This window comes from Shimia aestuarii, from assembly GCF_022814865.1.
Classification (GTDB): domain Bacteria; phylum Pseudomonadota; class Alphaproteobacteria; order Rhodobacterales; family Rhodobacteraceae; genus Shimia; species Shimia aestuarii_A.
The window spans coordinates 99,792-123,725 of the sequence record NZ_JAKVRD010000005.1 but is presented as its reverse complement, the minus strand read 5'-3'; the positions used below and the strand labels follow the sequence as shown (position 1 = coordinate 123,725).

Genomic DNA, 23,934 nt, shown 5'->3' with positions numbered 1-23,934 from the left:
CGGGGTTTGGATCAGTTGTCTACAGGCGCTTCCGCGCGTTCTTCGGGGGCGACCGTCATGCCGGGCGAGACCTTTTGCAGGCCCGCGACGATGATGCGGTCGCCGGGCGCAAGACCCTCTGTGACGACCCAGTGGTTGCCAAGGTCGCGCTGCACGGTCAGTTCCCGGCTTTCGACGACATTTTCGGCGGTGACGACCATGGCCGTCGGGCGGCCCCGACGATCCCGTGTCACACCTTCCTGCGGCGCGAGGATGGCGTCTTGGACGATGCCTTGGGGCATGGCCACCTGCACGTACATGCCCGGCAACAGGAACCTGTCGGGGTTCGGGAACTCGAGCCGTAGGACGATAACCCCGGTCTGTTCGTTCACATGCGGTTCGGCGGCGGCGAGAATGCCTTCGTGCTCGTAGGGTTCGCCATCGGCAAGGCGCAGGGTCACGACGGCTCCTGCCTCTTCAGCAAGTTCCTGTCCAGAGCGGCGCCATTGCAGGAGCTCGGACGCGGATTGTGTGACGTCGACATAAACCGGATCGAGCTTGCGGATGACGGTCAGGGCGGTGGTTTGCCCAGCCGTAACAAGCGCGCCTTGGGTTGTCTGGCTCAGACCGACGGTGCCGGAGATGGGGGCGGTGATGGTGGTGCGGTCGAGATCGATGGTTGTCGAAAGCACCTGCGCCTCTGCAACTTTGACCGCGGCTTCGGCCACGTCGCGGGCGGCGACGGCATCATCAAAGGCTTGTTGGCTTGCGACATTGCGTTCGCGCAGCTCTTTCTGGCGGGCTTCTTCGCGCTGGGCCGAGCGGAGCTGGGCCTCGGCCTGTGCGAGATTGGCTTCGGCGGCGGCCTTGGCGGCCTCGTAGGTGGCCGGATCAATGCGGTAGAGCGGGTCACCTTTCGCAACAGGGCGGCCTTCTTCGAAGATGCGTTCCATCACGATGCCGCTGACCTGTGGTCGCACCTCGGCAACGCCTGAGGCGGTCACACGACCGGGCAAGGCAGAGGAAAGGGTCACATCCTGCGTCTTCAGCGTCACCACGGTGACAGGTGTCGGCGGGCGCTCTCCGCCTTGCTGCTGTGCTTGCGCGCTTGGCGCGTTGAACGACAGGACAAGCCCGAGGGTGAAGATCGGGGCGAAAAGACGAAGGCGCGACATGTGGACTCCGGGATTGGTCTGCCGCCACGGTGGCGGATGGTTACCTGCGGCGATAAGGAAACTGGAGGGTTTTGTAAAGATTGGATAGGATATGATCCTGTGAACCTTTCGTTATGCCCAGCAAGGAGCCTTTCATATGCCCAGCGAACCGGCACTTTCCGAAGCGCAGACCAGCCGTCGCCGGGGGAGGCCGGTTCAGATGTGCCCGGCAGAGCGGGAAGCGTTGGTTCTTGATTGCGCGATTGCGCTTTTGTCGGAACGCGGTGCGGAAGAGGTGACGGTGGCCGATATTGCGCAGCGGGCGGGTATGTCGAAACGCACGCTCTACAGTTTGTATCGCAGTCGCGAAGAGCTTCTCGGGGCGGCGCTTCGACGGATCAGCGACACGATTTTCCGACCCTTGCGCCCCGATGAACGCAGTGCGTCGCTTGAAGATCGGCTGCGCATTCTGCTGACGTTCGATCCGACGATGGACGCGCCGGAGCTTCCCATTGAAATCTTGCGTATCATCGTTGCGGAGGTGCGAAACTTCCCCGATCTCGGGCGTAGCCTAAGCCGGAAGGGGCCGGGGCAGGTGGCGACGTTCCTGACGGATGAGTTGAGGCGCGCAGCGCGGGTAGGAGAAGTTGAGATCGCCCCGGAAGAGATCGCTCCTTCGGCAGAGCTTTTGGTGGATATGGTCTTTGGCGATACCATCCACTGTATGCTCGACCCGGACCGGATTGCGCGCCTCGCCAATGATCGTGCGGCACGGCGCGACCGCGCCATTCGCCTTTTCCTCAACGGTGTGCGCCCGCGTCGCTAGAGCGGCTTAGGACAATCCCAGATGGCGGCGGGTCTCGGTCAGGGTCTCGCGCAGTCTCTGTGGTCTCAGGCGCACCATATCACCCAACATCCTGCTGAAGATATGGAATGCTTCGATCGTTTCTTTGGAGAAATGGTCCTTGGCCTCGAGCGATTGCGGCGTGTCGATGGTCTTGTCGTCCATCTTGGCCAAGGCGTCGGTCATCGGGGTGCCCTCGAAAAAGTCTGCGTCCATGGCTTCGGCATCGGCGGCATAAAACTTCTGGATCGGCCCCACGAGAGACGCGGGAATGAGAAGCTTGTCGTCACGCGCGCCGAGGTCGCCAGTCCGCATGTATTCGGCAAGCAAGCGGCCAATCGCTGTTCTTGCTTCGTCGTAGCGCATGTCTTCAAGGCCCTTCAGCGTATCGCGCAGAATGAGCTGCACCTCGCGTTGAAGCGCGAGTTGGCCGAGGGTCAGGGACGTGTTGGCATTCACCGTTTTCGCCAGTTCAAAATCGGACGTGCCGAGCATGAAGTGGAAGAAATCGCTCACCACATCTTGATCGTGGAGATAACTGCGCGCGAAGGGACGCAATTCAAAGCGATCGCCGAAGATGTTTCTCCAGCGTTTGAAGCGGGGATGATAGAGGAAGATCCCACGTTTGCTTGTGCGTTCAAAGAAGGCAGGCACGCTCTTGATCTCTTCGCCGAGCTTGAGGCGTTCGGAGAAGGCGGAGAGGATTTTTTCCGGATGCGGGCGGACATAGGCGACAAGGCGCATATTGTCCTTGTAGGCCGGAAGATAGGTCTCAATCGCCTCGAGTAGCACCTTTGGGCGGACGAACTGAAAGTGCTCGGCGGAAATGACTCCAAAGTCAGCATCGCTTTGATCCAGAGCCTTTGCGATGCGCTTGAACCGAGCGGGTTGTTCATTGAGGCGCGTCTTTTGCGTCAGCGAGTGCGCCAGCAGGTTGTGATTGGAATGTGTCGGGAAGTAGTAACTCTTGCCGGGAAGTTCGCAGGCGCCATTTACAAGTGCCTGCTGAATCGAGGTTGATCCTGTTTTGGTATCGCCCAGATGGATGATGAGCTCTTTGGTCATGCCGTGGTGTCCTGCGTGCGGGCGGTGGGGGAGAACTCTTGATCTTCGAGCTCCCGGAGGAATTTGCGGATCTTCGGAATACCGAGCCTCGGCATGCGTGCGTTCATTGTCTTCACGGTTTTGGGGAAGATCTCCATCTCCGGCACGGGGCAGGGCGTTGCGACGGCGTCGGCGTTTGCAAAGAAGGGAGCCTTGCCGGTGATCTCTGCGAGATAGTCCTGTACGTGGACAAACCGTTCTTGAAGGCGGGCACGGTTCTCTGCACCGAAAAGTTCAATGTCATGTGAGGGTGGCAGGTCCAGCTCTGGCGTCATCCTGCGCAGGGTCTCACGCAGGAGCTGTGCTTGCGGCGGCGGAAGGGCACGGTTGCCGAGGCGAGCAATCTCGTAGACGCCGCGATGCAGGGAGCGGTTGGACCGGCGCTCTGATACGAGGTCTGGTGGGAGGTCGACACCTGCTTGGGCGAAAAAGTCTGTGACCGAACCGCCATTTGCCCGGACCTCTGCGTAGTCGCGGATAACGAAACGGGCCTCTGGCACGGTTTCGAGCCAGCATTGCAACATGTCGCGATAGTCGAAATGAATCCCGTCAAAATACTCGTCGATCCCGTCTTGTCGTAGCGGAGAGAGCTCATGACCGAATTTGAGCCGCTGGCCGTGCCATGACGCGAGGTATTCATCAATGCGCCGCAGGGTTGCAATGATGGTGATCTCGGCCTGCACCGGGAATACGTCGATCAGGTCTTCGATGATCGGTGCCCCGCCGCGCGCGAAATTTGAAAAGACCTCGCTTGCGAGAATGACGGTGTGTGGTTTGAGAAACTGGATTTGCTGTTGCAGTGCCTGTTTCATCTGCGGCAGGCCGGGAAGATCCGTATGAAAAGGCGGCACCTTTCCGAGCTTGTGGCTGCTGAGCATACGGAAAGCCAGCGCGTTATGAGGCTCGCGGGCGTTGAGCGGGATGTCCTTGGGCGGTTCACACAGCCCGGCAGCCGTTCCAAGGGCAAGGGACATGCCCTGAAAATCCGTGCTGGGATAGAGAATTCCGGACTTCATCAAGGCAACCTGATTGCGGCTCAGGAAGTCCTGTAGCGCTGTCGATCCGACCTTGTGATGGCCTATGAACAGGATAACCTTCATCTTCACTCCTGTTGCCCATTGGGCAGTTCGATTTGCCTCTTAGGCCACTTTGTCGTGGCTGTCGGGCGACACCAGTCCCAGTTTGCGACGCCAGAACGGTTCAGCGGTCAGCGTCTGGTAGCCGTCTCTATAGGCCTCTGTCAGGCGCTTGTAGCGCAGCAGGAAGGTGATCGCATAGAGCGCAAAATGCCCTGCCTCACGAAATAGCCTGCGCTTGGAATGGCGCACCGTATAAGAGGATTTCCGGTTCGCGCTCAGGTAGGTGACCTTGCTTGCGCCGAACGTCTTGCGGATATTGCCGCGCTCCTCCGAATGCAGCACGAGCGTATCGCCCCAGCGCGAGAAGAACGGCAGCAGGTGGCCGTTTAGGCTTAGCATCATCAGCAGGCGTAATGCGGTGCGATCCGGGTTCAGTCTCCGTCGGGCACTTGTCGGTGTCGGTCCCTCGGTCGGTCGCCAGTTTTCGTCTTGTGTCAGAGATTTGATGTCAGCCCGGCGCTGGGCCATGTCGGCGTTCTCGGCGAAATACTCTGGTCCTTGCAGCGTGTCCGCCATCGCGAGATTGATCGCGGCGAGCGTATCGTAGTGCATGCGCGGCAGGTTGCGCAGGAAGAACCAGATCGCGATTTTCAGGACTGCGAAGCGGCCAACCTCCATTGCGGGTAGGCTCAGGTGATGGGCCATGTGGCTGCGTAGGTCGAGATACCAGGTTTGCGGGCTTTCTTTGTCGGTAAAGCTTTCTTGGAAAGAGACGACACCATTGAGGCGCACGATGTTGAAATCGTTCACCAAGGAAAAGCTCACATCGTCGCCGCGTACAAAGAACGGAAAAGGCATGTGCCTTGCCTGTGCCAGCGGAAAGGCAAAATACCACCAGCCGCCATAGAGCTGGTTGGGCGGCGTCCCGGTGGTGGCAAACTCCATATCAAAAACCTGGCGTGGATCGCGCAGGTCTGTGCCCATGAAGAGAGGTTTGCACCGCCTGTCGAAGATCGCCCCGTTCTCCCAGATCGACCAGCGGTGCTGGGCGTTGATCATTGCGCCGGCAACGGCGGTGGCGGGATCCGTGGCATAGGCGAGAAATTGGTAGGTGCGATCAAGGCTTGCCATATGGATCGAGGCATCGTCATCCATGAAGAGACAATGGCTCGCACCGAGATCGGCGGCCGCTAACTGTCCGCGCGCGAAGCCGCCCGATCCCCCGAGGTTCTCGTTCGGAATAATCGTCAGGCGGTCGGTGTCGGTATGTGTCAGGGATTGCCCGTTGTCGACGATCACCATGCGCATGTGATCGCGGTGACGGCTTTGGGCGATGTAGTCCTCAAAGCGCGCAATGGTGCGGTTTACTTCGTCTTCGCGCTTGAAGGTGGTGACCGAAAGCGCGAGGTCGGGCGTGCGGCGAGGGGAGTCTACGGTTTGCCATTCCGCACCGGTCAACGCACCGTCGCCAAGAGCCTGAAGTTCGAAAAACAGCACGCCTTCGTCATAGGTCTCGTCGAACCCGTGGGCGAGATCAATGCGGGTTGGGCCGTCTGCGGTCAGGGTCAGGGTTTCATTCAGGAGCCGTTCCCAAGAGCGGTTCGGATATGCGAGAAATACCGATATCTCGAACGAACCCTGTCCGGAGAGCGCAAGAAAGAGGCTCTGGAGGTCGCAGTGTCGCCGCCATTTGCCGATGTTGAAAAGGTTGAACCAGGTGTTTGTCTCAACCACGCCGCCAGCGGCAAAGGAAATCGTGCGGTGTTCCGTCGACAGGCCTGCTGGACGGTGAAGGCGGAAATACAGGTCGCGTTCTGTGCAGATACCCGTCTCGGGCCAGATCAGGCTTTGGAGGGGCGTAAAGCCGGAAATGCTGCTTGCTGAAGCCATAAATTGGATACACTCATCGCGTCGGACCATGGGGATGCCGTGGCCGTCATTCGGTTCGCACCGTATAAGTCAGGCATGGCGTCCGCAACCGGCGTTCGTGCCAATCTGTAGGCAGAAGTGCCTTAGACGGTTTGGGCCTGCGGCTCTGTGCAGATGCATAGGACTTCGGCCTGCGCCTCGCCGGTGCTCAGGTATCCATGCGCCATCTGGCTATCGAGATAGACGCTGTCGCCCTTGGAGAGCGTGATAGGGGCGTAGTGTTCGCTATGCACTTCGACCTGACCATCGAGCACATAGAGAAACTCTTCGCCTCCATGGCGGAAGAGCTCTCCGAAGGTCTTTAGATCGCGAGCCTTCAAGCGTGCGAGGATGGGGACGATGAATTTGTTCTTCACGTCCGGGCAGAGATAGTAATAGTCGTAGTTCGGTGTGCTTATGAGGGCGCCTTCGCCCTTGTAGCTTGGCGCAAAGCGGCTATTGGGGGCGGAGGAGCGCGGCTTACTGGTATCGGAGCCCGAGACAAGGTCGCTGATTGATACGGAGAGCCCATCGCAAAGCTTTAGGATGACGTCGAGCGTAGGAGAGAGCGCGCCGTTTTCGATCTTGGAGATCGTCGAGACCGAGACCTGAGACCGCTTTGCCAGTTCTGCGAGGGTCATTTGCTCTGATTTGCGCAGCACTCTGAGGCGCTGACCCACTTCACTTTTGTAAGACATGCTTCATCCTATGCTGGCTTCGCGGGTATTTGCCACGATTTCCGGCAGTATCATAGCTGAAAATCAAAGAAATTTTCGTATAGGAAAATTTTTCTTGTAATAAAATCCGAATCCATCAACTCTGATCGCAAGCGAAGCGACAGGACGAGATATGGCGACGGTAGAAGATAATCAGGCGGACATCGTTGTGATCGGTGCCGGAATTGCAGGGGCGTCGGTAGCGGCTGAGTTGGCGGGCTCTGCAAAGGTTGTGATGCTCGAAATGGAGCGCCAACCGGGCTACCACACGACGGGCCGTTCCGCCGCGGTTTTTGCGCCCTGCTATGGTCCGACGCCGATCCGGGAATTGACCCGTGCCTCCGAGAGCTTTTTTCGCAACCCGCCTGTAGGCTTCACCGATACGTCTCTTTTCGCGCCACGCCCGATTCTGATGATCGCGCGGCCCGAACAGCGCGGTGTTCTTGAGGCTCTGACCGAGGCCTTGTCGCGGGAGACGCGGGTTCAGCGTCTGAGCGGTGACGAGCTTGCGGCGCACCAGCCCATGCTGCGGCCCGACTATGCGAGCGATGGTATGCTCGACGAGATGGGGCAGGATATCGATGTGCACGCCTTGCATCAGGGATACCTGCGCCAGTTCCGCGCCTTGGGTGGAACTTTGGAAACAGGCGCAGAAGTTACGGCGCTTGAGCGGGAGGGCGATGATTGGTGCGTGATCACCAAGAAAGGCACGCTGCGTGCCCCGGTCGTTGTCAACGCGGCCGGCGCATGGGCCGATGTGGTCGGACAGATGGCGGGCGCGGAACGGATCGCACTCACCCCGAAGCGCAGGACTGCGATGATGATCGCGGATCATCCGACCATTGCCACGGCCGATTTGCCGATCACCATTGATGTCGAAGAGCAGTTCTATCTCAAACCGGATGCCGGGCGTTTGTTGATCTCCCCGGCGGATGAGACCCCTTCGGCACCTTGCGATGCACAGCCAGAAGAGCTTGATATCGCGATCTGTGCCGACCGGATCATGACGGCGTTCGATCTTGATATTCGCCGGATTGAGAACAGCTGGTCCGGATTGCGCAGCTTTGTGCCCGACGGGGTGCCTGTGGTTGGGTATTCAGACGTGGCGCAGGGGTTCTTCTGGCTCGCGGGGCAGGGGGGGTACGGTATTCAATCTGCGCCTGGCTTGGCGCAATACGCAGCGGCAGCGATCCAGAAACGAGAGATGCCAGCGCGGGTCATGGAGACCGGGTTCGACCCTGCAAGCGTGTCACCCGAGCGTCTTGAGGTGGCAGCATGATTTGGTTCGTTCCCGCCGCAGCTTTCGTCTTTCTCGCATCGGGGTTGGCCCTGGCCTATGTCATCGGTGGCTCGGCGATGCTTGCCTTCGTGGCGCAGGAGAAGACGCGCTATCTCGCGATCATGCCGCAGAAGGTGTTTTCGCAGATCAGTGTCTTTTCCCTTTTAGCGATGCCGCTTTTTATTCTCGCGGGTGAGGTGATGAACCGAGGCGGAGTCACAAAGGCGCTGATCGACTTGTCGATGGCGCTTGTTGGGCGGCTGCGTGGTGGGCTTGGGCATGTGAACATCATGACCTCGGTGTTCTTTGCTGGTATCTCCGGCTCTGCCGTGGCCGATGCGGCGGCGTTGTCGAATACGCTCGTCCCGGCGATGCGGGAAAGGGGATATTCCGCGGCCTACGCTGGGGCGATCACGGCGGCCTCTTCGATCATCGGGCCGATTGTGCCGCCCTCGATCATCCTCATCTTTTATGGCGCGCTGATGCAGACCTCGGTCGCAGCGCTTTTCGTGGCAGGGATCCTGCCGGGTCTCGTTCTGGCCATGGCGTTGTTCATCATCAACGGTTGGTATGCCTGGCGCGAGGATCACCCCCGAGTTGCCAAGGGAGAGGCTCCGCCCATCGGGCCGGCGATCTGGAAGGCGCTGCCGGCCATGTCCTTGCCGATCATCATCGTGGGCGGGATTGTCTTTGGATGGATGACACCCACCGAGGCCGCCGCGGTGGCCGTTGTTTCCGCGACAGCAGTGGCGTGGTTCTATGAGGGCCTGAACCGGGCGGACTTCTGGCAGGCGTTGTCGCGCACGGCTGTGCTGACTGGGTCAATCTTTATGATCCTGTGCGCGGTCGCGGCCTTTGGCCATCTTGCCGCGCTCGAACGTATTCCGCAGGCACTTGCCGCGCTGGTGGAGCGGATGGGGCTTGGCCCGGTGGGCTATCTCCTAGTGATGAACGTCCTGTTCATTATCGCGGGGATGGTGCTTGACGTGACCGTTGCGTTGGCGCTTCTCGTGCCGCTTCTTGCGCCTGTCGCGTTGGCGAACGGGGCCGACCCGGTACACCTCGGCATCGTGATTTGTTTCAACCTTTCGATCGGCCTTGTGTCGCCGCCTCTGGGTGGGTGCCTGCTGATCGTTTCGACCGTGACCGGGGTCCGATACTGGGATCTCGCGCGGAAAATCATCCCCTTTGTTTTGGCGGAAATCGTGGTTCTGGGCCTGCTCGTGGCAGTGCCAGAGATCAGCCTCGCCCTTCCGCGCATGATGGGGCTTTGGCACTAGAAAAATACAACGGAGAGGAAGAAAACTATGAACATCAAGACGTATATTGCGGCGTCGGCCGCGGCCATCATGTTGGCCCTGCCAGCGCAGGCAGAAGTCAAGATCGCGCTGGACGGCCCGCCGGACCTCGAACAGTCGGGCACCTATGTCTGGGCCCACACCTTTGGCGAACATCTCAATGCCAACGGCATGAGCGCCGTCGAATACGAGCGCAACTCGCTTGGCGAAGAGGCCGAGCGCCTTGACCAGGTGAGCACTGGGCTTCTCGAGATCTCGATGTCGGATGCGAAGTCAGCCGGTCAGCTTGACGGCACGATCTTTGGCAGCATGATGCCGTTCTTCTTCAAGGATGGCGACGAACTCGACATGGCGCTCGACAAAGGCGGTATGCTCGCGCGGATCAACGCCGGCACGACACCACATGGTGTGCGGGTTCTTGACCTGGTCTACCTTGGTCAGCCTTCCGGGATCTTCACCACCAAATCAGCAGTCCGGAGCTTTGACGACTTCTCGAAGTTGCGGATGCGCGCTTTGGACGAACTTCAGATCCAGACCTTTGAAGCCTGGGGCGCGAAAGGCACGATCGTGTCATGGTCCGAGGTGCCGAACGCGCTTCAGACCGGGGTCGCAGAAGGCTATATCAACCCGCCCTTTGTGCCGCTCGTCTATGGTCACACCTCGTTCATCAACTACTTCACCGACGTGAAGACTTCGGCCTCAGTGCGGATCGCGATTGCGTCGGAGGACTGGTATCAGGGCTTGAGCGACGAAGAACGCGCGATCGTCGACGAGGCGGCGCAGAAAGCCCATGACGCCAACCGTGCTTTCGTCAAGCAGCGCGAACAGGTCTTCACCGATCTCGAAGAGGCCGGCATCGAGGTGATCCGCCTGACCGATGAAGAGCGGGCGAAGTTCCGCGAGGCGTCGCAGCCGCTCTATGAGGCGGTGGAGATGCCGGAAGGTGCCTTCGAGGCCTGGAAAAGCGCGGTCGGCCGGTGAGCACCGCGCGTCGCATAGCACAGGGGTTGGACCGTCTTTCGGTCCAGCTCAACCGCGTCGGACTTGTCGTCGCGGTGTTGGCGGTGCTCGTCATGTTGATGGCGGCGTCGTGGCAGGTCATCGCCCGCTATGTCCTTGCTCAACCGCCCGCGTGGACAGAAGAGCTCGCCCGGTTCTCGATGGTCTGGGGCGGTCTTATGGGGGCGTCCTGCGCGTTCCGGTTCAAAGCCGACCCGACGCTTTTTCCTGAGGCTTTGTTGCTGCGCGGGCCGCTCGGTGTCTTGACGACGCTGATCCGAAGCGTGGGCGTTCTGATCTTTGTTTCGGTGACCTTGTGGTTTTGTATCTTCGGCGCGGGCATGAACCCGGCGAGGGGCTACATTGCGCGGCTTGCCGGGCGGCAGGCGGAGACGATGGATGTGCCGATGCTTGTTTTCGGAATCGCCATCCCGATCGCCTTTAGTTTCATCATCATTCACGTGTTCGCGGATATCGCTCGGCTGGCCTTGCCAAGAGAAGCGCCTGCCGGAGCCTCTGAGGCGGACCCAGATACGGACGTTGTCGCATGAAAATGTTCATGGCCTCGCTTGCCACGGAATCCAATTCCTTCTCGCCGATCCCCACCGGGTGGAGCGGGTTTCGCGAACACCTATACTCGAAGACCGCCTCGACAGGTGAGGCCGGTCTTTACGCCACGGCGGTGACTGCGTGGCGCCGCATGGCCGAGGCGAAGGGCTGGGAGGTTGTCGAAGGGCTGGCGACCTATGCGCAACCCGCAGGGCCAACGGTGCGTTCTGTCTACGAGGCGATGCGCGACGATATCCTCGGTGATCTCGAGGCGGCGATGCCAGTCGATGTCGTCCTCTTGTCGATGCATGGCGCGATGATCGCCGAAGGCTATGACGATTGCGAAGGTGACATGTTGCAACGTGCACGGGCGATTGTTGGCCCGGATGCGACCATCGGACTTGAGATCGATCCGCATTGCCATCTGACCGACGAGATGATGCAGGCGGCGACGGCGATCGTCTGTTACAAGGAATACCCCCATATCGACATTACCGAGCGAGCCGAAGACCTGTTTCGTCTCTGTGCCGATGCGGCGGAAGGGAAGACACAGCCCGTCATGCGGGACTACGATTGTCGGATGATGGCGATGTATCACACCCCGTTCGAACCGGTGCGGGGATATGTGGATCGTATGTCGGCGATGGAAGGACAGGGGGGGATCCTGTCTGTTTCGCTTGCCCATGGATTCCCTTGGGGAGATAGCCCGCGGGTCGGCACCCGGACGCTGGTCATTTCCGATGGCGACCCCGAGCTGGCTTTTGAGCGCGCTCGCGCCCTCGGTCAGGAACTTTGGGAGATGCGCCACGAATTGCGCAGTTTTCCGGGGCTCGAGGAGGGGCTTGATCGCGCTGTGTCGGCCACGGCCCATCCCGTTGTGCTTGCGGATTTCGCGGACAATGCGGGCGGCGGCGCGCCTTCGGATTCAACCTTTGTCTTGCAGGCGGCGCTCCAGCGCGGTTTGCGCGATATCGCCTTTGGCATTTTCTGGGATCCCGTCCTTGTTGCAATGTGCATGGATGCAGGCGTTGGGGCGGTCATGCCCGTTCGGATCGGTGGCAAAATCGGTCCAATGTCGGGCGATCCGGTCGATCTCACGGTGACGGTGCGGGGCGTTTCAACGAATGCGGTGCAACACCTTGGTACAGCCGAGATGGGGATGGGCGAGGCTGTTTGGCTCGAAGCGGACGGGGTGCATCTCATCGTCAACACGCGGCGGACCCAATGTTTCCATCCCGAAGCCTTCGAGAGCCTCGGACTGGATCTTGCGAAGATGAAGATCATCGTCGTGAAATCGTCGCAGCATTTCTACGATGGTTTTGCGCCAATTGCTGCGGAAGTGATCCACCTTGCGACGCCGGGCGCGATCCCGCCTGACTATACGATTATCCCCTATACCAAGCGAGACGACAGGTTCTGGCCGAAGACGGAAGACCCTTTTGCAGGAGAGATACAGCAATGACCCATGATCTTTTGATCCGGAATGGACGTGTGATCGACCCAGAGACCGGGTTTGACGAAATCTGTGATGTGGCGGTGTCGGATGGTATCATCGCGGCGGTCGGCACAGAGCTTGGACCTGCGACGCGTGAGATCGACGCGACGGGCCTTGCGGTGTCTCCCGGCTTTATTGATATCCATGCGCATGGCCAGTCGGTTGCGGCGGACCGGATGCAGGCGTTTGATGGGGTGACCACCGCGCTTGAGCTTGAGGTCGGCTCTTTGCCGGTAGGGGAGTGGTACGCGCATCAGGCGACCGTGCCGCGCGCTTTGCATTATGGCACGGCCGCAGCTTGGGGGTTTGCCCGTCGTGCGGCCTTTGGTGGATTTACCCCAGATGGCACCAAGAACCCGATTGATCACATGGCTGCGTCGAACGACCTGCGCTGGACGACGGACGCCGCGACGCCGCAACAGACAGATGAGATCGTTGAGATCACCCGGCAGGCTCTTGAGGAAGGTGCGATCGGGATCGGGATGCCGAATGGCTATCTCCCCGGTGCCGGGATGAAAGAGCTATCGCTGATCTGTGATCTGGCAGCCGAGTTTGACCGCCCGACCTATACCCACATCGCCTATATGGCGAATATCGACCCGAAGAGCTCTGTCGATGCCTATATTCGATTGATCGGACTTGCCGGAGCGACCGGTGCGCATATGCATATCTGCCATCTCAACTCGACCAGCCTTCAGGATATCGACCGGGTGGTCGAGGTGATTGCCAAAGCGCAGTCGCAGGGCTTGCCGGTCACAACCGAGGCCTACCCATATGGCACGGGATCAACCGTCGTCGGGGCAGGGTTCTTTGCCGATCCAGAGTTCACCAAACGGACAGGCAGCCCCTATAACGCAATTGAGTTGGTCAAGAACCACCACCGTTTCGCCGACCGCGATGATCTATTGAGCGCGGCGCATGAAGACCCGAGTGATCTTGTGATGTGGCACTATCTTGATGTGGAAGCAGATGCAGAGCATCGCCGCATGCTCGACGCGTCGGTGACCTATCCGGGCGCGTCTATCGCATCGGACGCGATGCCCTGGGTGCGGCCGGATGGGTCGATCTATGATGGCAACGATTGGCCCTTGCCACCGGAGGTTTCGGCGCATCCGCGGTCTTCGGGGACCTTTACCCGGTTCCTGCGTGAATACATGCGCGAGCGCGAGACCATGCCTCTTGTGGAAGCGATCGCGAAATGCACGCTCTACCCGGCACGTGTCATCGAACGTTGCGCGCCACAAATCGCACAGAAGGGGCGGCTACGCGAAGGGTTCGACGCGGATATCACGATCTTCGACCCTGAAACCGTCACAGACCGGGCAACCTTCACCGATATGAACCGCGCGTCTGAAGGCGTCGCACATCTGATCGTGGCAGGTACGAGCGTGATTGTGGATGGTGTTCTCGACACTGACGCCGCGCCAGGTCAGCCGATCCGTTGCCCACAGGGATGAGAGTTCCGATCCTGCTGGTCACCGGGTTTCTCGGCGCCGGAAAGACGAGCTTTATCAACGATATCCTAAAGGACTCCGACGGGATGCGTATTGCCGCGATCGTCAACGATTTCGGCAGTATCAACATTGATGCCGCGCTTCTCGAGACCGCGACAGAAGATGTGATTGGCCTCAAGAACGGGTGCATTTGTTGTTCCCTGCAGGGGGATCTGCTGCGGACTCTGCGGCAGGTCTTGCGCGAGTCGGCGCCCGACCTGATCGTGATCGAAGCCAGCGGTATTGCAGACCCGCAGGGGATCGTGTCGGGGCTCATGGACCCGGTGCTCTGGCAGGCGGTGACACTAGATACAATCCTTTGTCTGGCCGATGCCGAGGACCTTTTGGCGACGCCGGACCGTTGGAAGGACGCGCTTTGGCAAGCGCAGATCGCAAGTGCAGATATCGTGCAGCTTTCGAAAGTTCCGCGAGGGGATGACCGGGTGGCCTCTTTGACAGCCCGCCTTGGCGCGATGGGCAAGGCGGCGGTGTTCGGGCAGGACGGTTCGACGCTTGCGGTGCGTGACTTGATCGGGCGCGGGACCACACGCACGGCGAATGCGGCGCGACCTGTGATCGATAGCGGACGCTTTACCACCCTTGAATGGTCATACAAGGGAGCGGTGTCCATGCCCCGGTTTCAACGGATCATCGGCACGTTGTCCGGCGAGTTGCTTCGCGCGAAAGGCTTTCTGACCTTCCGCGAGAAGCCGGGCGAAAGCGTTTTGTTTCAACTCGTGGGGCGTCGGGCGAGCCTTGCTCCCGCGGCGCGGGAGCAAGAGGGATGCACGCTCGTTTTGATCGGCGAGGCGAACCGGTTTGATCCCGAGGCCGTACGCCGCCGTCTTGATCAAGAGTTGGTCCTTTCAGATCACTGAGCGCTCCTGCGCTGCGAATGGCAGCGCAGGAGCGCTCAGACGGTGGTGCGATCAAGCAACCCGGCGGGCCCCCCATTGTGGGAAGGGATCTGCCAGTGTCTTCCATGTGTCAGGCGCAAAGTCCTCCCCGTCGACCAGTGCCGCATTCAACTTGGCGCAGATGGCCTCGCGGTCGAGGTCAACGCCAATGAAGACAATCTCTTGGCGACGGTCCCCCCAAGGCTCAACCCAGTTGCGGGCGATTTCCGCTTGGGCCTCGGGGTGGGCGGGCAGGTGTTCTTGTGGCACCGAAGCCCACCAGCGCCCGAGCGGCGTCACCGATGACAGAGCACCAGCTAGGCTATACTCGGCAGCCCATTCCGGGCGTGTGGCGATCCAGAAATGACCCTTGGCGCGGATCACTCCGGGCAGGTCGCCCGCAAGCACCGCATGGACCTTGGCGGGATCGAACGGTGCGCGTGCGTGATAGACGAAGGAGGTGATCCCGTATTCCTCGTCTTCGGGTGTGTGGTTGGCGAAACCATAGAGCTCTTGCGCCCACATCGGATGCTCATGCGCCTTGTCGAAGTCGAAGAGCCCGGTGTCGAGGATCGCGCCAGCGGGCACATCGGAATGGTTTGTCTGAATGATTTTTGCGTCCGCATTGAGCGCACGGATGATCTTTAGCGCCGCGTCGGTGCGCTCGGCCCCGGCATCGGCCGTCTTGTTGAGGATCACCACATCGGCGAATTCGATCTGTTCGGTCAACAGGCTGACAAGGCTGCGGTCATCTCCTTCACCGAGGCTTTCGCCACGGTCAGCGAGGAAATCGTGGCTCGAGAAGTCCTTCAACAGGTTCACTGCGTCGACGACGGTTACCATTGTGTCCAGCCGCGCCACATCGGAGAGGCTTTCGCCGAGTTCGTCGCGGAAATCGAAGGTGGCAGCCACGGGCAGAGGTTCGGAGATGCCGGTCGATTCGATCAGTAGGTAGTCAAACCGGCCTTCTTCGGACAACCGGCGCACTTCCTTGAGAAGATCATCGCGCAGGGTGCAGCAGATGCAGCCGTTGGACATCTCGACCAGTTTCTCTTCGGATCGCGATAGCCCGGCCCCCTCACGCACGAGATCGGCGTCGATGTTTACCTCGGACATATCGTTGACGATCACAGCCACGCGGCGGCCTTCGCGGTTGTTGAGGACACGGTTGAGCAATGTGGTTTTCCCGGCCCCTAGAAAGCCGGAAAGGACGGTGACGGGGAGACGGGTATCTTGCTTGGTCATATTGCGCTCCTGTTAGGTGTTCAAAACGTTGGATGAGATTGTCCCGGGCGGCGATTGGGTTTTGCCTAGGTCACTTGGTCAGCGATGTTTGAAGAATCTGTTATGATATAACATAGCATTTTGCAACCCGTGAGAGGGCTAGAATGGCTTGCGCTCTGGCATTGCTGCCAATGCGGAGAACGAAACGGGGCTGAGCTTTTGGGGAAGGCCGGTCGCGATTGGGGAGCAATGCGCCTGCTGGTCTGGTCGGGCAGTGCGATGGCGCAGGTGCCCGACCAGTATTATCGTGTGGTGCGGGGCGCCTTAGCTTTTGGGCCGCACGCGGGCGGCCGTCTTGTTCGCAAAGGCTTCCAAGCGCTCACGGGCGGCGGGTTGCGTGTTAACAATGCCGCCAACGAAAGCCTCAGCATATGCCGCGTCCATGCCAGACATATTGTTCATGTGGCTCACGGCTGAACAGATCGCGAAGTTGGTCAACGGCAAGTTCTGCGCGACTTTCTCGGCCAGTTCCATGGCCTTGTCAAAGCTGGTGCCATCCTCGACGATATACTGTGCAAGGCCAAGATCGACGGCTTCCTGTCCTTGGTAAACGCGCCCTGTTAGAACCATGTCGATCATGCGGTATTTGCCGATCATGTCAGAGACGCGGATCGTGGCGCCACCACCAGTGAAAATACCCCGCTGGCCTTCCGGCAGGGCGAAATAGGTGCCGGAATCGATCACACGGACATGCGCTGCGCTGGCAAGTTCGAGGCCGCCGCCGACGACCGCCCCCTGCAAGGCCGCGATGATGGGCACGCCGCCATATTCCATCTTGTTGAAGGCCTCATGCCACCGCAGGCACACATGCATGAAATCATCTGCGCTGCGATCGGCTTTCCAATGTTCAACCAAATCCAAGCCCGCACAGAAGTGCGCGCCTTCGCCGGCGAGCACAACCGCTTTCACCCCAGCCATGCGCGCGCTGCTAAAGAAACGGATCAACTCTTCGATGGTCAGCACGTCCAATGCATTGCGTTTGGAGGGGCGGTTGAGTTTCACCACGTAGAGGCCGTTGTCGTGCTCGGAAATGGCAAGGGTCTCATAGGTGTCGGGGTTTACGACATCATTCATCGATCAAGTCCTTTCGCGGGTTGTTATTCGGGGAAAGCGGCGTTGAGAACACTGCCAGCACCATGCAAGATACGTGCTTTCTCTGCGCTGCACTCCGGCAGGATATGCTGGGCGTAGAAGAGCGCGGTGGCGATTTTCTGGGTCATGAACGCCGGGTCTTCACCTGTCTGCAGGCGCGCCTCTGCGGCCAGCGCCGCCTTGGCGAGTTTCCATCCCGCGGCAAGCGTCCCGGTGAGCATCAAGAACGGGACGGACCCGGCAAAGCTCGCATCGATATCGCTGCGGCTGTTTTCTAGGAGCCACTCCAACGAGGCATCGAATTCCGCACGGGCCAGCGTCAGGGCCGCACCGATGGCCTGTGCATTGGCGTCGCCTTGGGCCAATGCCGCCTCTGTCTCTGCGATCTGCGCAGAGAAGCGTCGCGCGGTTTCCCCACCATCCCGCATGACCTTGCGGCCCAAAAGGTCGTTGGCCTGAATGGCCGTCGTGCCTTCGTAGATTGGCAGGATGCGGGCGTCGCGATAGTGCTGCGCCGCGCCGGTTTCTTCAATGAAGCCCATGCCGCCGTGGATTTGCACTCCGAGCGAGGCGACCTCCACCGCGCGTTCCGTGCAGAACCCCTTGACCAGTGGCACCATGAATTCAGCCAGTGCCGCCGCTTCCGGGTTTTTCTGATGGTGGCCGATATCCAACAAACCTGCCGTCGCCGCCGCCATGGCGCGTCCACCCTCGGTCAGGCTGCGCATGCGCAGAAGCATCCGACGTACATCCGGGTGTTCGATGATCGCGACGGCATCCTTGGCCGATCCGTTGACCGGACGGCTCTGGACCCGGTCTTGCGCGTAGGCAAGTGCGCGTTGATAGGCGCGCTCCGATGTCGCGATGCCTTGCACGCCAACAGAGAAGCGTGCGGCGTTCATCATGATGAACATATATTCTAGGCCGCGGTTCTCTTCTCCGATCAGGAAACCGGTCGCGTCCCTATAGTCCAAGACCGCTGTGGGGCTCGCCCGGACGCCCAGCTTGTGTTCGATGCTGACACAGGTCACGGTGTTTTCCGTCGCAGGAACACCGTCTTCATTCAGGAGTTTTTGCGGCACGATGAAAAGGCTTAGGCCTTTCGGGCCCGCAGGCGCATCAGGGGTGCGGGCGAGCACAAGGTGAATGATGTTTTCCGTAAGATCATGGGCCCCATAGGTGATGAAGATCTTGGTGCCGGTAATCCCATACGTGTCGTCGGTTCGTTTCACGGCCTTTGTTGCCACACGCCCAAGATCGCTGCCCGCCTGTGGTTCGGTCAGGTTCATGGTACCCGACCAACGCCCTGCGATGAGCGGTTCAAGGTATGTTGTTTTCTGATCTTCCGAACCGGTCAGGAGCAAGGCCTCAATCGCTCCATCGGTCAGAAGCGGACACAAACCAAAACTCATGTCTGCTGCGTTCAGCATCTCGACACCTGCGGCCCCGACGGCGCGCGGCAGGCCCATTCCGCCGAACTCGGCAGGATGAGTCAGTGATTGCCAGCCCATCTCGACGAACTGCGCGTAAGCGCGAGCGTGCCCCTCTGGAAGCGTCACGCGCCCATTGTCGAATGTGGCGCTAAGTTCGTCGCCGATCTGCGATAGGGGCGCGACTTGCTCGGCACAGAAACGGCCGAAACCGTCCAGCGCGGCCTGAATGTCTGAAAGGTCGTAGTCGGCATAAGGTTCGAGCTCAGACACCGTCTCCCAATGGGACAGGTGCTCGATACAAAACAACAGATCCTTTGATGGCGGTTGGTATGACATGTGGAACTCCTTGCCGGAAAACTATGACCTTTCGCCATATAGCGCCGGAAACGATTGCGCAGAAGTGCATTTGTTGCCAAACTACTATCCGATTGCGCCAATGGGATCTGTCTGTGACCCACCAAGATCCGATATCTTTAACCACAGTGTCCGCCGCTTTTGTTCAGGATTGGCTCGACGCGCTCGACTCTCGATGCGCGCCTGACGTTATGGAGTCGCTGCTGCGTCGCTCGGGGATGCAAATCGGCCCGATGGCGCCCTCGCAGCGCGTGACCCTCGATGAAATCACGCGGCTCTATCAGCTTGCCGCGCCCGAGACCGGAGATGAGATGATGGGGCTCTGGAGCCGCCCTATTCGGCCGCGCGCGCTGCAACACCTTGTCACCGTCATGCGGGAGGCGCGCAGTTTGCCTTCGGCGCTCTATCGTTTCTCAACCTACTGGAACCTGCTTCTAGATGACTTTCGTCTCGATCTTCGGAGCGGACCCGAAGACGTGGAGCTCGTGTTGCACCCCTATGCAGAGGACGCCACGCCGCAGCGCTTTGGGCATATGCTCTTGTTGAAGCTGGCGCATGGGTTGTTGTCTTGGTTGGCGGGCATAGAAACGCCGGTCAAGGAAGTGCGCTTTGCCTTCCCGCGCCCGGATTTTGCTGCGGATTACGCTGTCATCTTTCCCTGTCCCGTGCGCTTCGCGTCGGCTCAGACGTGTATTCGGTTTGACCCAAACCAGTTCACGCGCCCCGCCACACGCAGCCCGGAAGAGGCTTCGGTATTCCTTGAGCGCGCACCTCTCGATTGGATATTTACCGGATCGCGCGCGCATACGCACAGCCTCCGCGTCCGTGCCTTCCTTTATGGTGTCGAATGGCAATCGTGCCAACTTCCCGAAGCCGCAGCGGCGCTCAAGATGACCCGACGGACCCTCAATCGCCGCCTGAAAGAGGAAGGCACATCGTTTCAGTCCATCAAAGATGCCCTACGCCGAGACATGGCCATACGCGCCCTTCAGCAAGGTTCAGATAGTATCGAGAAAATCGCCTTTGATACCGGGTTTTCTGCGCCTGAGAATTTCCATCGGGCCTTTCGGAAATGGACAAATCGCACGCCGGGTTCCTACCGTCCTTGAGCCAAGGCTAGGCGGCTGAGAGCCACTAGAATACCTTTCGCGGCTCCTTGGGCCTTCCCGGCAGTGCGCCCGGAGGCCTGATCTTTTCTCTCGTTTTCCCCGGGCTTCGATGGTCGAAAGCCGAGAGCGCGCCGCCAAGATTTTTCTTGGTCCTGCGGTCATTCGACATACCATGCTCTGAGAGAATCGATTTTTTCTTGGGATTTCAGAATGACTTTTGACACGATACGCAATGCAATCGCGGGCATGTGTGCAATCCTATTGCTGGCGTCTTGCAAACCAAGCGTGCTCTCGGTTGTGCCGAACGAAGGGTATATTGGGAGCGAAACCCTGGTCACAGTGAATGGTGAGGATTTCGGCACAGGTGATGTCCAAGTGACGTTTGGCGGTGTCGAAGGGCGCGTGAGATCCTCGACGGATACCTCGATCGAAGCGTTTGCTCCTGCGTCGGAGCAGTCCGGCCCGGTGGTTGTCAAAGTGCGCAACAGCGACGGAACCAGCGAAGAAGAACCTATCTTCACTTACGTTGAACGGCCGCCTGAAATCACAAGTTTCCAGCCCAGCACATCGCCTTCGAATGTCCGGACCGTGATTTGCGTGGAAGGTCAGAACTTAGATGCGAAGGGGCTGAGGCTTTTCCTTGGCGATAGCGAACCGCGTATTCTTAGCAGGACGGATCGTCAGATTATCGCGATAGCCGAGCCGCAGGCTTCTTCAGGAATGGTGCGCGTTGAAAGTGCTATAGGAGACGCGACGGCGGCGACGCCTTACACCCCTGATCCTGCTGCCGACCTCGCCGGGGGAGAGTTGGTTGTGCTCAAGACATCCCAAGAGGAAAAGGTGGGGGGACCGTCTGCGAAGGATCTCGACGATGCCGTGCGTTTGTCGGCTCGCAACAAAGACAAAATCCTGCTCAACTCACGTGCCTGTGGGTTATTCTTGGGCCCGGAGCTTCCCAAACTTCCGATCTTTCAAATACTTGAGGCGGGTAGCGAGCTTCGCGGCAGGATTGCGAATGACGATCTGGTCGAGTCGATTGAACCGAACAGCACTCTGTCGACCCAAACGACGGAAAGCACAAAGATCATCAATCGCGACCTAATCGAACGCCTGACCGGGGAAACGCCACGGGACTTTGGGCAGGGGACTGCTGTCGCCGTCCTTGATACAGGTGTCGATTTTCGGGCATCGCCTTATGGGTGCTCTGTGCCTGGTGGATCTTGCAGGGTGCAGTTTGCGGCCGATTTCGCGCCTGACGATGGCCAGCCGGATGACGATGGCCATGGTACGAACGTGGCAGCGATCATCACCGCCATTGCCCCCCGGACAGACATCCTCGCACTAGATGTTTTCAACGGCCGCAATGCCTCCACGGTGAGTATCCTCGCCGCAATGGATTGGGTCATCGCGAACCAAGGTATTTACGATATCGTTGCGATGAACCTGAGCCTGGGGGAAAAGATAAAGCGTACACAGGGTGAATGCATGTCCAATGATCCCTATGCCGCCGCCGCGGTGCGCGCGCGCTTGGCGGGGATCAACGTTGTTGCCGCGTCCGGCAATAGCAATTGGTCCGATGGTATGCCCCGGCCTGCCTGTGCATCCGCGATCCTATCGGTCGGAGCTGTGTATGATGCAGATGTCGGCGGGGTCACTTACCCAACATCTGCCTGCACAGATACCCAGTCCGAGTACGATCAGGTTGCGTGTTTCTCCAACCATGCGCGTTGGCTAAAGATGTTGGCACCCGGTGCGCAGATCTTGGCCGCCGGCATGAACGATTCCGGCACATCTCAGGCCGCGCCGCATGTCTCCGGGGCTATCGCGGCCTTGGCCTCGCTCTTCCCGACGATGACACCGGAGGAACGAGAGCAAAGACTGGTGAGCACGGGCACACCTGTTCGGAACCTGCGGGCTGGCACAGGGCTTGATGCGACGAAGCCCAGGCTCGATCTCTTGGCGGCGATCCAAGGTGCGGAAGGGCGTCCACAACCTGCGGCCCCCCTGAACGAAGCTTGGCCAGTTGCGCCAGGCAAGGCCGGATCTTTCGGAGTGGTCGCGGATTCCCCGAGCTTCAAGATCGAGAACAATGACACACGGAGCGATCCTATCTCCGGATTAGGCTGGTGGCCCGAGATGGATACGGAAGAGGTTCACCTGCAGCGCGCCGGCTATCGCTGCACCCGCTATGGTCGAGATGTCTACAGGCCCCTGCCATTCTTGCGGCTACCGACGAGGGCCGAAGCCTTGTCTCTTATGGATTTCACCCGTCTCGATGGCTACGTCCACCCGATACTTGGCGATGAGATGGCCAAGATGTTTTGGACGTCTTCGCCGGAAAACCGCTCAGGGCGCGTCAAGAACCAGTGGGCCGTAAACTATAAGCTCGGCACGAGCACGGCGATCGGTTTGGTGACTGATGCCTATGCGCGTGATGCGCTGCGCTATCGCTGTGTCTATGATCGGTTCCTGAGCGCTCCGACGCCAACAACAAGGTTCTTGGTAGATGGGGACACTGTCGAGGATGCGGTGACAGGGCTGAAATGGATGTCGGCTCCGCTCACCGATAGCAGCGGAAACGACGCGGTGCTCGGGTATCAGGAAGCGGCGGCGGCGTGTTCCGGCCAAACTCTGGGTGGCGAGCGCTGGCGCCTTCCCACGGTCAAAGAGCTTCTCTCCATCATGTCCTACGGAGAGCGCGTTCTAGATGACGTCTTCACATCGGCGGGGACCACGATTTCAGCGACGGCGGACTTGCGGAAGAACACCGGCACGGCATCCATGGGCTTCCTTGGTGTGAATGACCAAAACGGATGGATTCAAAAGGACATGCGCGTGGGGCGCGTCCGCTGTGTCATTCAGGATGCGCCAGACGCCGCCATTGACCGCCATCTCGCGGGCGAGACTTTCGTGCGCTCACCGATGGATATGCAGGCGCTGAAGTCCGGCCAGTTCCTCTCAGCCGACCACATCTACATCGAGACAAAGGACAGCGTTCAGACCGTTGTCTTGCCGGGGATCAAGGAGATCAAAGGCAACCTCTTCATCAATGGCAATACCGGTATCGAGATGATCTGGCTGCCGGATCTTGAGACCATTGGCGGTGGTTTCGAAGTCAACGGTAACGAGAACCTGAAGCTCATTTCAGCGCCACGCCTCAAGTCGGTGGTGGGAGATCTGAGGGTCGCCGATGCCAAGCAATTCACCGCATTCGAAGAGATCTCGAGCCTGAGCCAGCCGGTGTTCCTGCCAATGCTTGAACGCATCGGTGGGGATTTCCGATTGGAGCGCAATGTCTGGAAGCCGATGAAGCAAATCTTCTTCAACGCTTTGCAAGAGATCGGTGGGGCAGCATATGTATCAGATAACCAGGAACTCCTTTTCGTCGGGTTCGCCAAACTCGAGAAGATCGGTAGCGCTTGCGCGGGGGGATCAGGCCCCTTGTGCGGGTCGTTGTTCGTAGAACGGAACTCTGGCTTCTTGGGCATTCGGCTTTCGAACATCGATGAAATTCGTCAAGGCCTTTTGGTGCGCGGCAACAGCCAGCTTCAGACGGTGGCGTTGAGCAATATAGCACCACTAGGACATACGTTGATCCGAAATGAAGTCGACATCAGCGACAACAAAATCTTCTGCGCGGTGCGATTCGATGGTGTGATCAAAAAATGGCCGTTGAATGCCTACCCGACGAAGGTAACGATCGTGAATAATGCACCCTCGCCTTCGTGCAAGTCAGGATGCGCGGAGTACACACGCGATACCGCAGCGGACTGTCCGATATTTACCAATCAGTAGGCCATGTCTCTGTCCTGAAGCGCCCGCCGCGAGGACCGCGGGAAGGCCGAACTTCCCGGTGAAAGGCGAAAATT

18 protein-coding genes are annotated in these 23,934 nt (G+C 59.4%); 10 read left to right on the top strand and 8 right to left on the bottom strand.

Going from position 1 to position 23,934, the window contains the following annotated elements; all coding sequences use genetic code 11:
* Positions 1-11 precede the first annotated feature (11 nt).
* Positions 12-1,154, bottom strand: a complete 1,143-nt coding sequence (locus tag MK745_RS07075; protein ID WP_243612583.1) for an efflux RND transporter periplasmic adaptor subunit — start codon at positions 1,152-1,154, stop codon at positions 12-14.
* 136 nt (positions 1,155-1,290) lie between these two features.
* Here MK745_RS07075 and MK745_RS07070 point away from each other — a divergent pair, with 136 nt between their 5' ends.
* Complete coding sequence (locus MK745_RS07070; protein ID WP_243612582.1) at positions 1,291-1,959, top strand: TetR/AcrR family transcriptional regulator; 669 nt, start codon at positions 1,291-1,293, stop codon at positions 1,957-1,959.
* A gap of 6 nt (positions 1,960-1,965) precedes the next feature.
* Here MK745_RS07070 and MK745_RS07065 read toward each other — a convergent pair whose 3' ends face one another.
* The 4 genes from MK745_RS07065 to MK745_RS07050 form a co-directional block, all read right to left on the bottom strand.
* Entirely contained in the window at positions 1,966-3,042 is a 1,077-nt protein-coding gene (locus MK745_RS07065) for a hypothetical protein (protein WP_243612581.1), read from the bottom strand.
* A complete protein-coding gene (locus tag MK745_RS07060; protein WP_243612580.1) occupies positions 3,039-4,181 on the bottom strand; it encodes a hypothetical protein in 1,143 nt (380 codons plus the stop codon). The genes MK745_RS07065 and MK745_RS07060 overlap by 4 nt, the downstream gene beginning before the upstream one ends.
* A 39-nt stretch (positions 4,182-4,220) precedes the next feature.
* Positions 4,221-6,050, bottom strand: a complete 1,830-nt coding sequence (locus MK745_RS07055; RefSeq protein WP_243612579.1) for a hypothetical protein — start codon at positions 6,048-6,050, stop codon at positions 4,221-4,223.
* 122 nt (positions 6,051-6,172) lie between these two features.
* The gene (locus MK745_RS07050; RefSeq protein ID WP_243612578.1) at positions 6,173-6,766 is read right to left on the bottom strand and encodes a helix-turn-helix domain-containing protein; all 594 of its coding nucleotides are present in this window, start codon (positions 6,764-6,766) and stop codon (positions 6,173-6,175) included.
* Positions 6,767-6,917: 151 nt separating this feature from the next.
* Here MK745_RS07050 and MK745_RS07045 point away from each other — a divergent pair, with 151 nt between their 5' ends.
* The 7 genes from MK745_RS07045 to MK745_RS07015 are packed head-to-tail and all read left to right on the top strand — an operon-like array spanning position 6,918 to position 14,775.
* A complete protein-coding gene (locus MK745_RS07045; protein WP_243612577.1) occupies positions 6,918-8,063 on the top strand; it encodes an NAD(P)/FAD-dependent oxidoreductase in 1,146 nt (381 codons plus the stop codon).
* Complete coding sequence (locus tag MK745_RS07040) at positions 8,060-9,343, top strand: TRAP transporter large permease (RefSeq protein WP_243612576.1); 1,284 nt, start codon at positions 8,060-8,062, stop codon at positions 9,341-9,343. Before MK745_RS07045 ends, MK745_RS07040 begins: the two co-directional genes overlap by 4 nt.
* Before the next feature lie 27 nt (positions 9,344-9,370).
* The gene (locus tag MK745_RS07035; protein ID WP_243612575.1) at positions 9,371-10,342 is read left to right on the top strand and encodes a TRAP transporter substrate-binding protein; all 972 of its coding nucleotides are present in this window, start codon (positions 9,371-9,373) and stop codon (positions 10,340-10,342) included.
* Positions 10,339-10,911 (top strand): TRAP transporter small permease, encoded by a 573-nt coding sequence (locus tag MK745_RS07030; protein ID WP_243612574.1) that lies wholly within the window; start codon positions 10,339-10,341, stop codon positions 10,909-10,911. Before MK745_RS07035 ends, MK745_RS07030 begins: the two co-directional genes overlap by 4 nt.
* Positions 10,908-12,371, top strand: a complete 1,464-nt coding sequence (locus MK745_RS07025) for a M81 family metallopeptidase (protein WP_243612573.1) — start codon at positions 10,908-10,910, stop codon at positions 12,369-12,371. The genes MK745_RS07030 and MK745_RS07025 overlap by 4 nt, the downstream gene beginning before the upstream one ends.
* Positions 12,368-13,861, top strand: a complete 1,494-nt coding sequence (locus tag MK745_RS07020) for an amidohydrolase family protein (protein ID WP_243612572.1) — start codon at positions 12,368-12,370, stop codon at positions 13,859-13,861. Before MK745_RS07025 ends, MK745_RS07020 begins: the two co-directional genes overlap by 4 nt.
* Positions 13,858-14,775 carry a CobW family GTP-binding protein gene (locus MK745_RS07015; protein WP_243612571.1) on the top strand — a complete coding sequence of 306 codons (918 nt, stop codon included), beginning with the start codon at positions 13,858-13,860 and terminating at the stop codon, positions 14,773-14,775. Before MK745_RS07020 ends, MK745_RS07015 begins: the two co-directional genes overlap by 4 nt.
* Positions 14,776-14,826: 51 nt before the next feature.
* On the opposite strand, the gene MK745_RS07010 is transcribed toward MK745_RS07015, so the two are convergent.
* The 3 genes from MK745_RS07010 to MK745_RS07000 form a co-directional block, all read right to left on the bottom strand.
* Positions 14,827-16,038 carry a GTP-binding protein gene (locus MK745_RS07010; protein WP_243612570.1) on the bottom strand — a complete coding sequence of 404 codons (1,212 nt, stop codon included), beginning with the start codon at positions 16,036-16,038 and terminating at the stop codon, positions 14,827-14,829.
* Between the two features lie 303 nt (positions 16,039-16,341).
* Positions 16,342-17,151 carry a methylthioacryloyl-CoA hydratase gene (gene dmdD, locus MK745_RS07005; protein WP_243612569.1) on the bottom strand — a complete coding sequence of 270 codons (810 nt, stop codon included), beginning with the start codon at positions 17,149-17,151 and terminating at the stop codon, positions 16,342-16,344.
* Between the two features lie 23 nt (positions 17,152-17,174).
* The gene (locus MK745_RS07000; protein ID WP_243612568.1) at positions 17,175-18,938 is read right to left on the bottom strand and encodes an acyl-CoA dehydrogenase; all 1,764 of its coding nucleotides are present in this window, start codon (positions 18,936-18,938) and stop codon (positions 17,175-17,177) included.
* A gap of 113 nt (positions 18,939-19,051) precedes the next feature.
* On the opposite strand from MK745_RS07000, the gene MK745_RS06995 reads away from it, so the two are divergent.
* Positions 19,052-20,065: an AraC family transcriptional regulator gene (locus tag MK745_RS06995; protein ID WP_243612567.1), complete on the top strand. Its 1,014-nt coding sequence runs from the start codon at positions 19,052-19,054 to the stop codon at positions 20,063-20,065.
* A 210-nt stretch (positions 20,066-20,275) separates the two neighbouring features.
* Positions 20,276-23,860 carry a S8 family serine peptidase gene (locus MK745_RS06990; protein WP_243612566.1) on the top strand — a complete coding sequence of 1,195 codons (3,585 nt, stop codon included), beginning with the start codon at positions 20,276-20,278 and terminating at the stop codon, positions 23,858-23,860.
* The last annotated feature ends 74 nt before the right edge of the window (positions 23,861-23,934 follow it).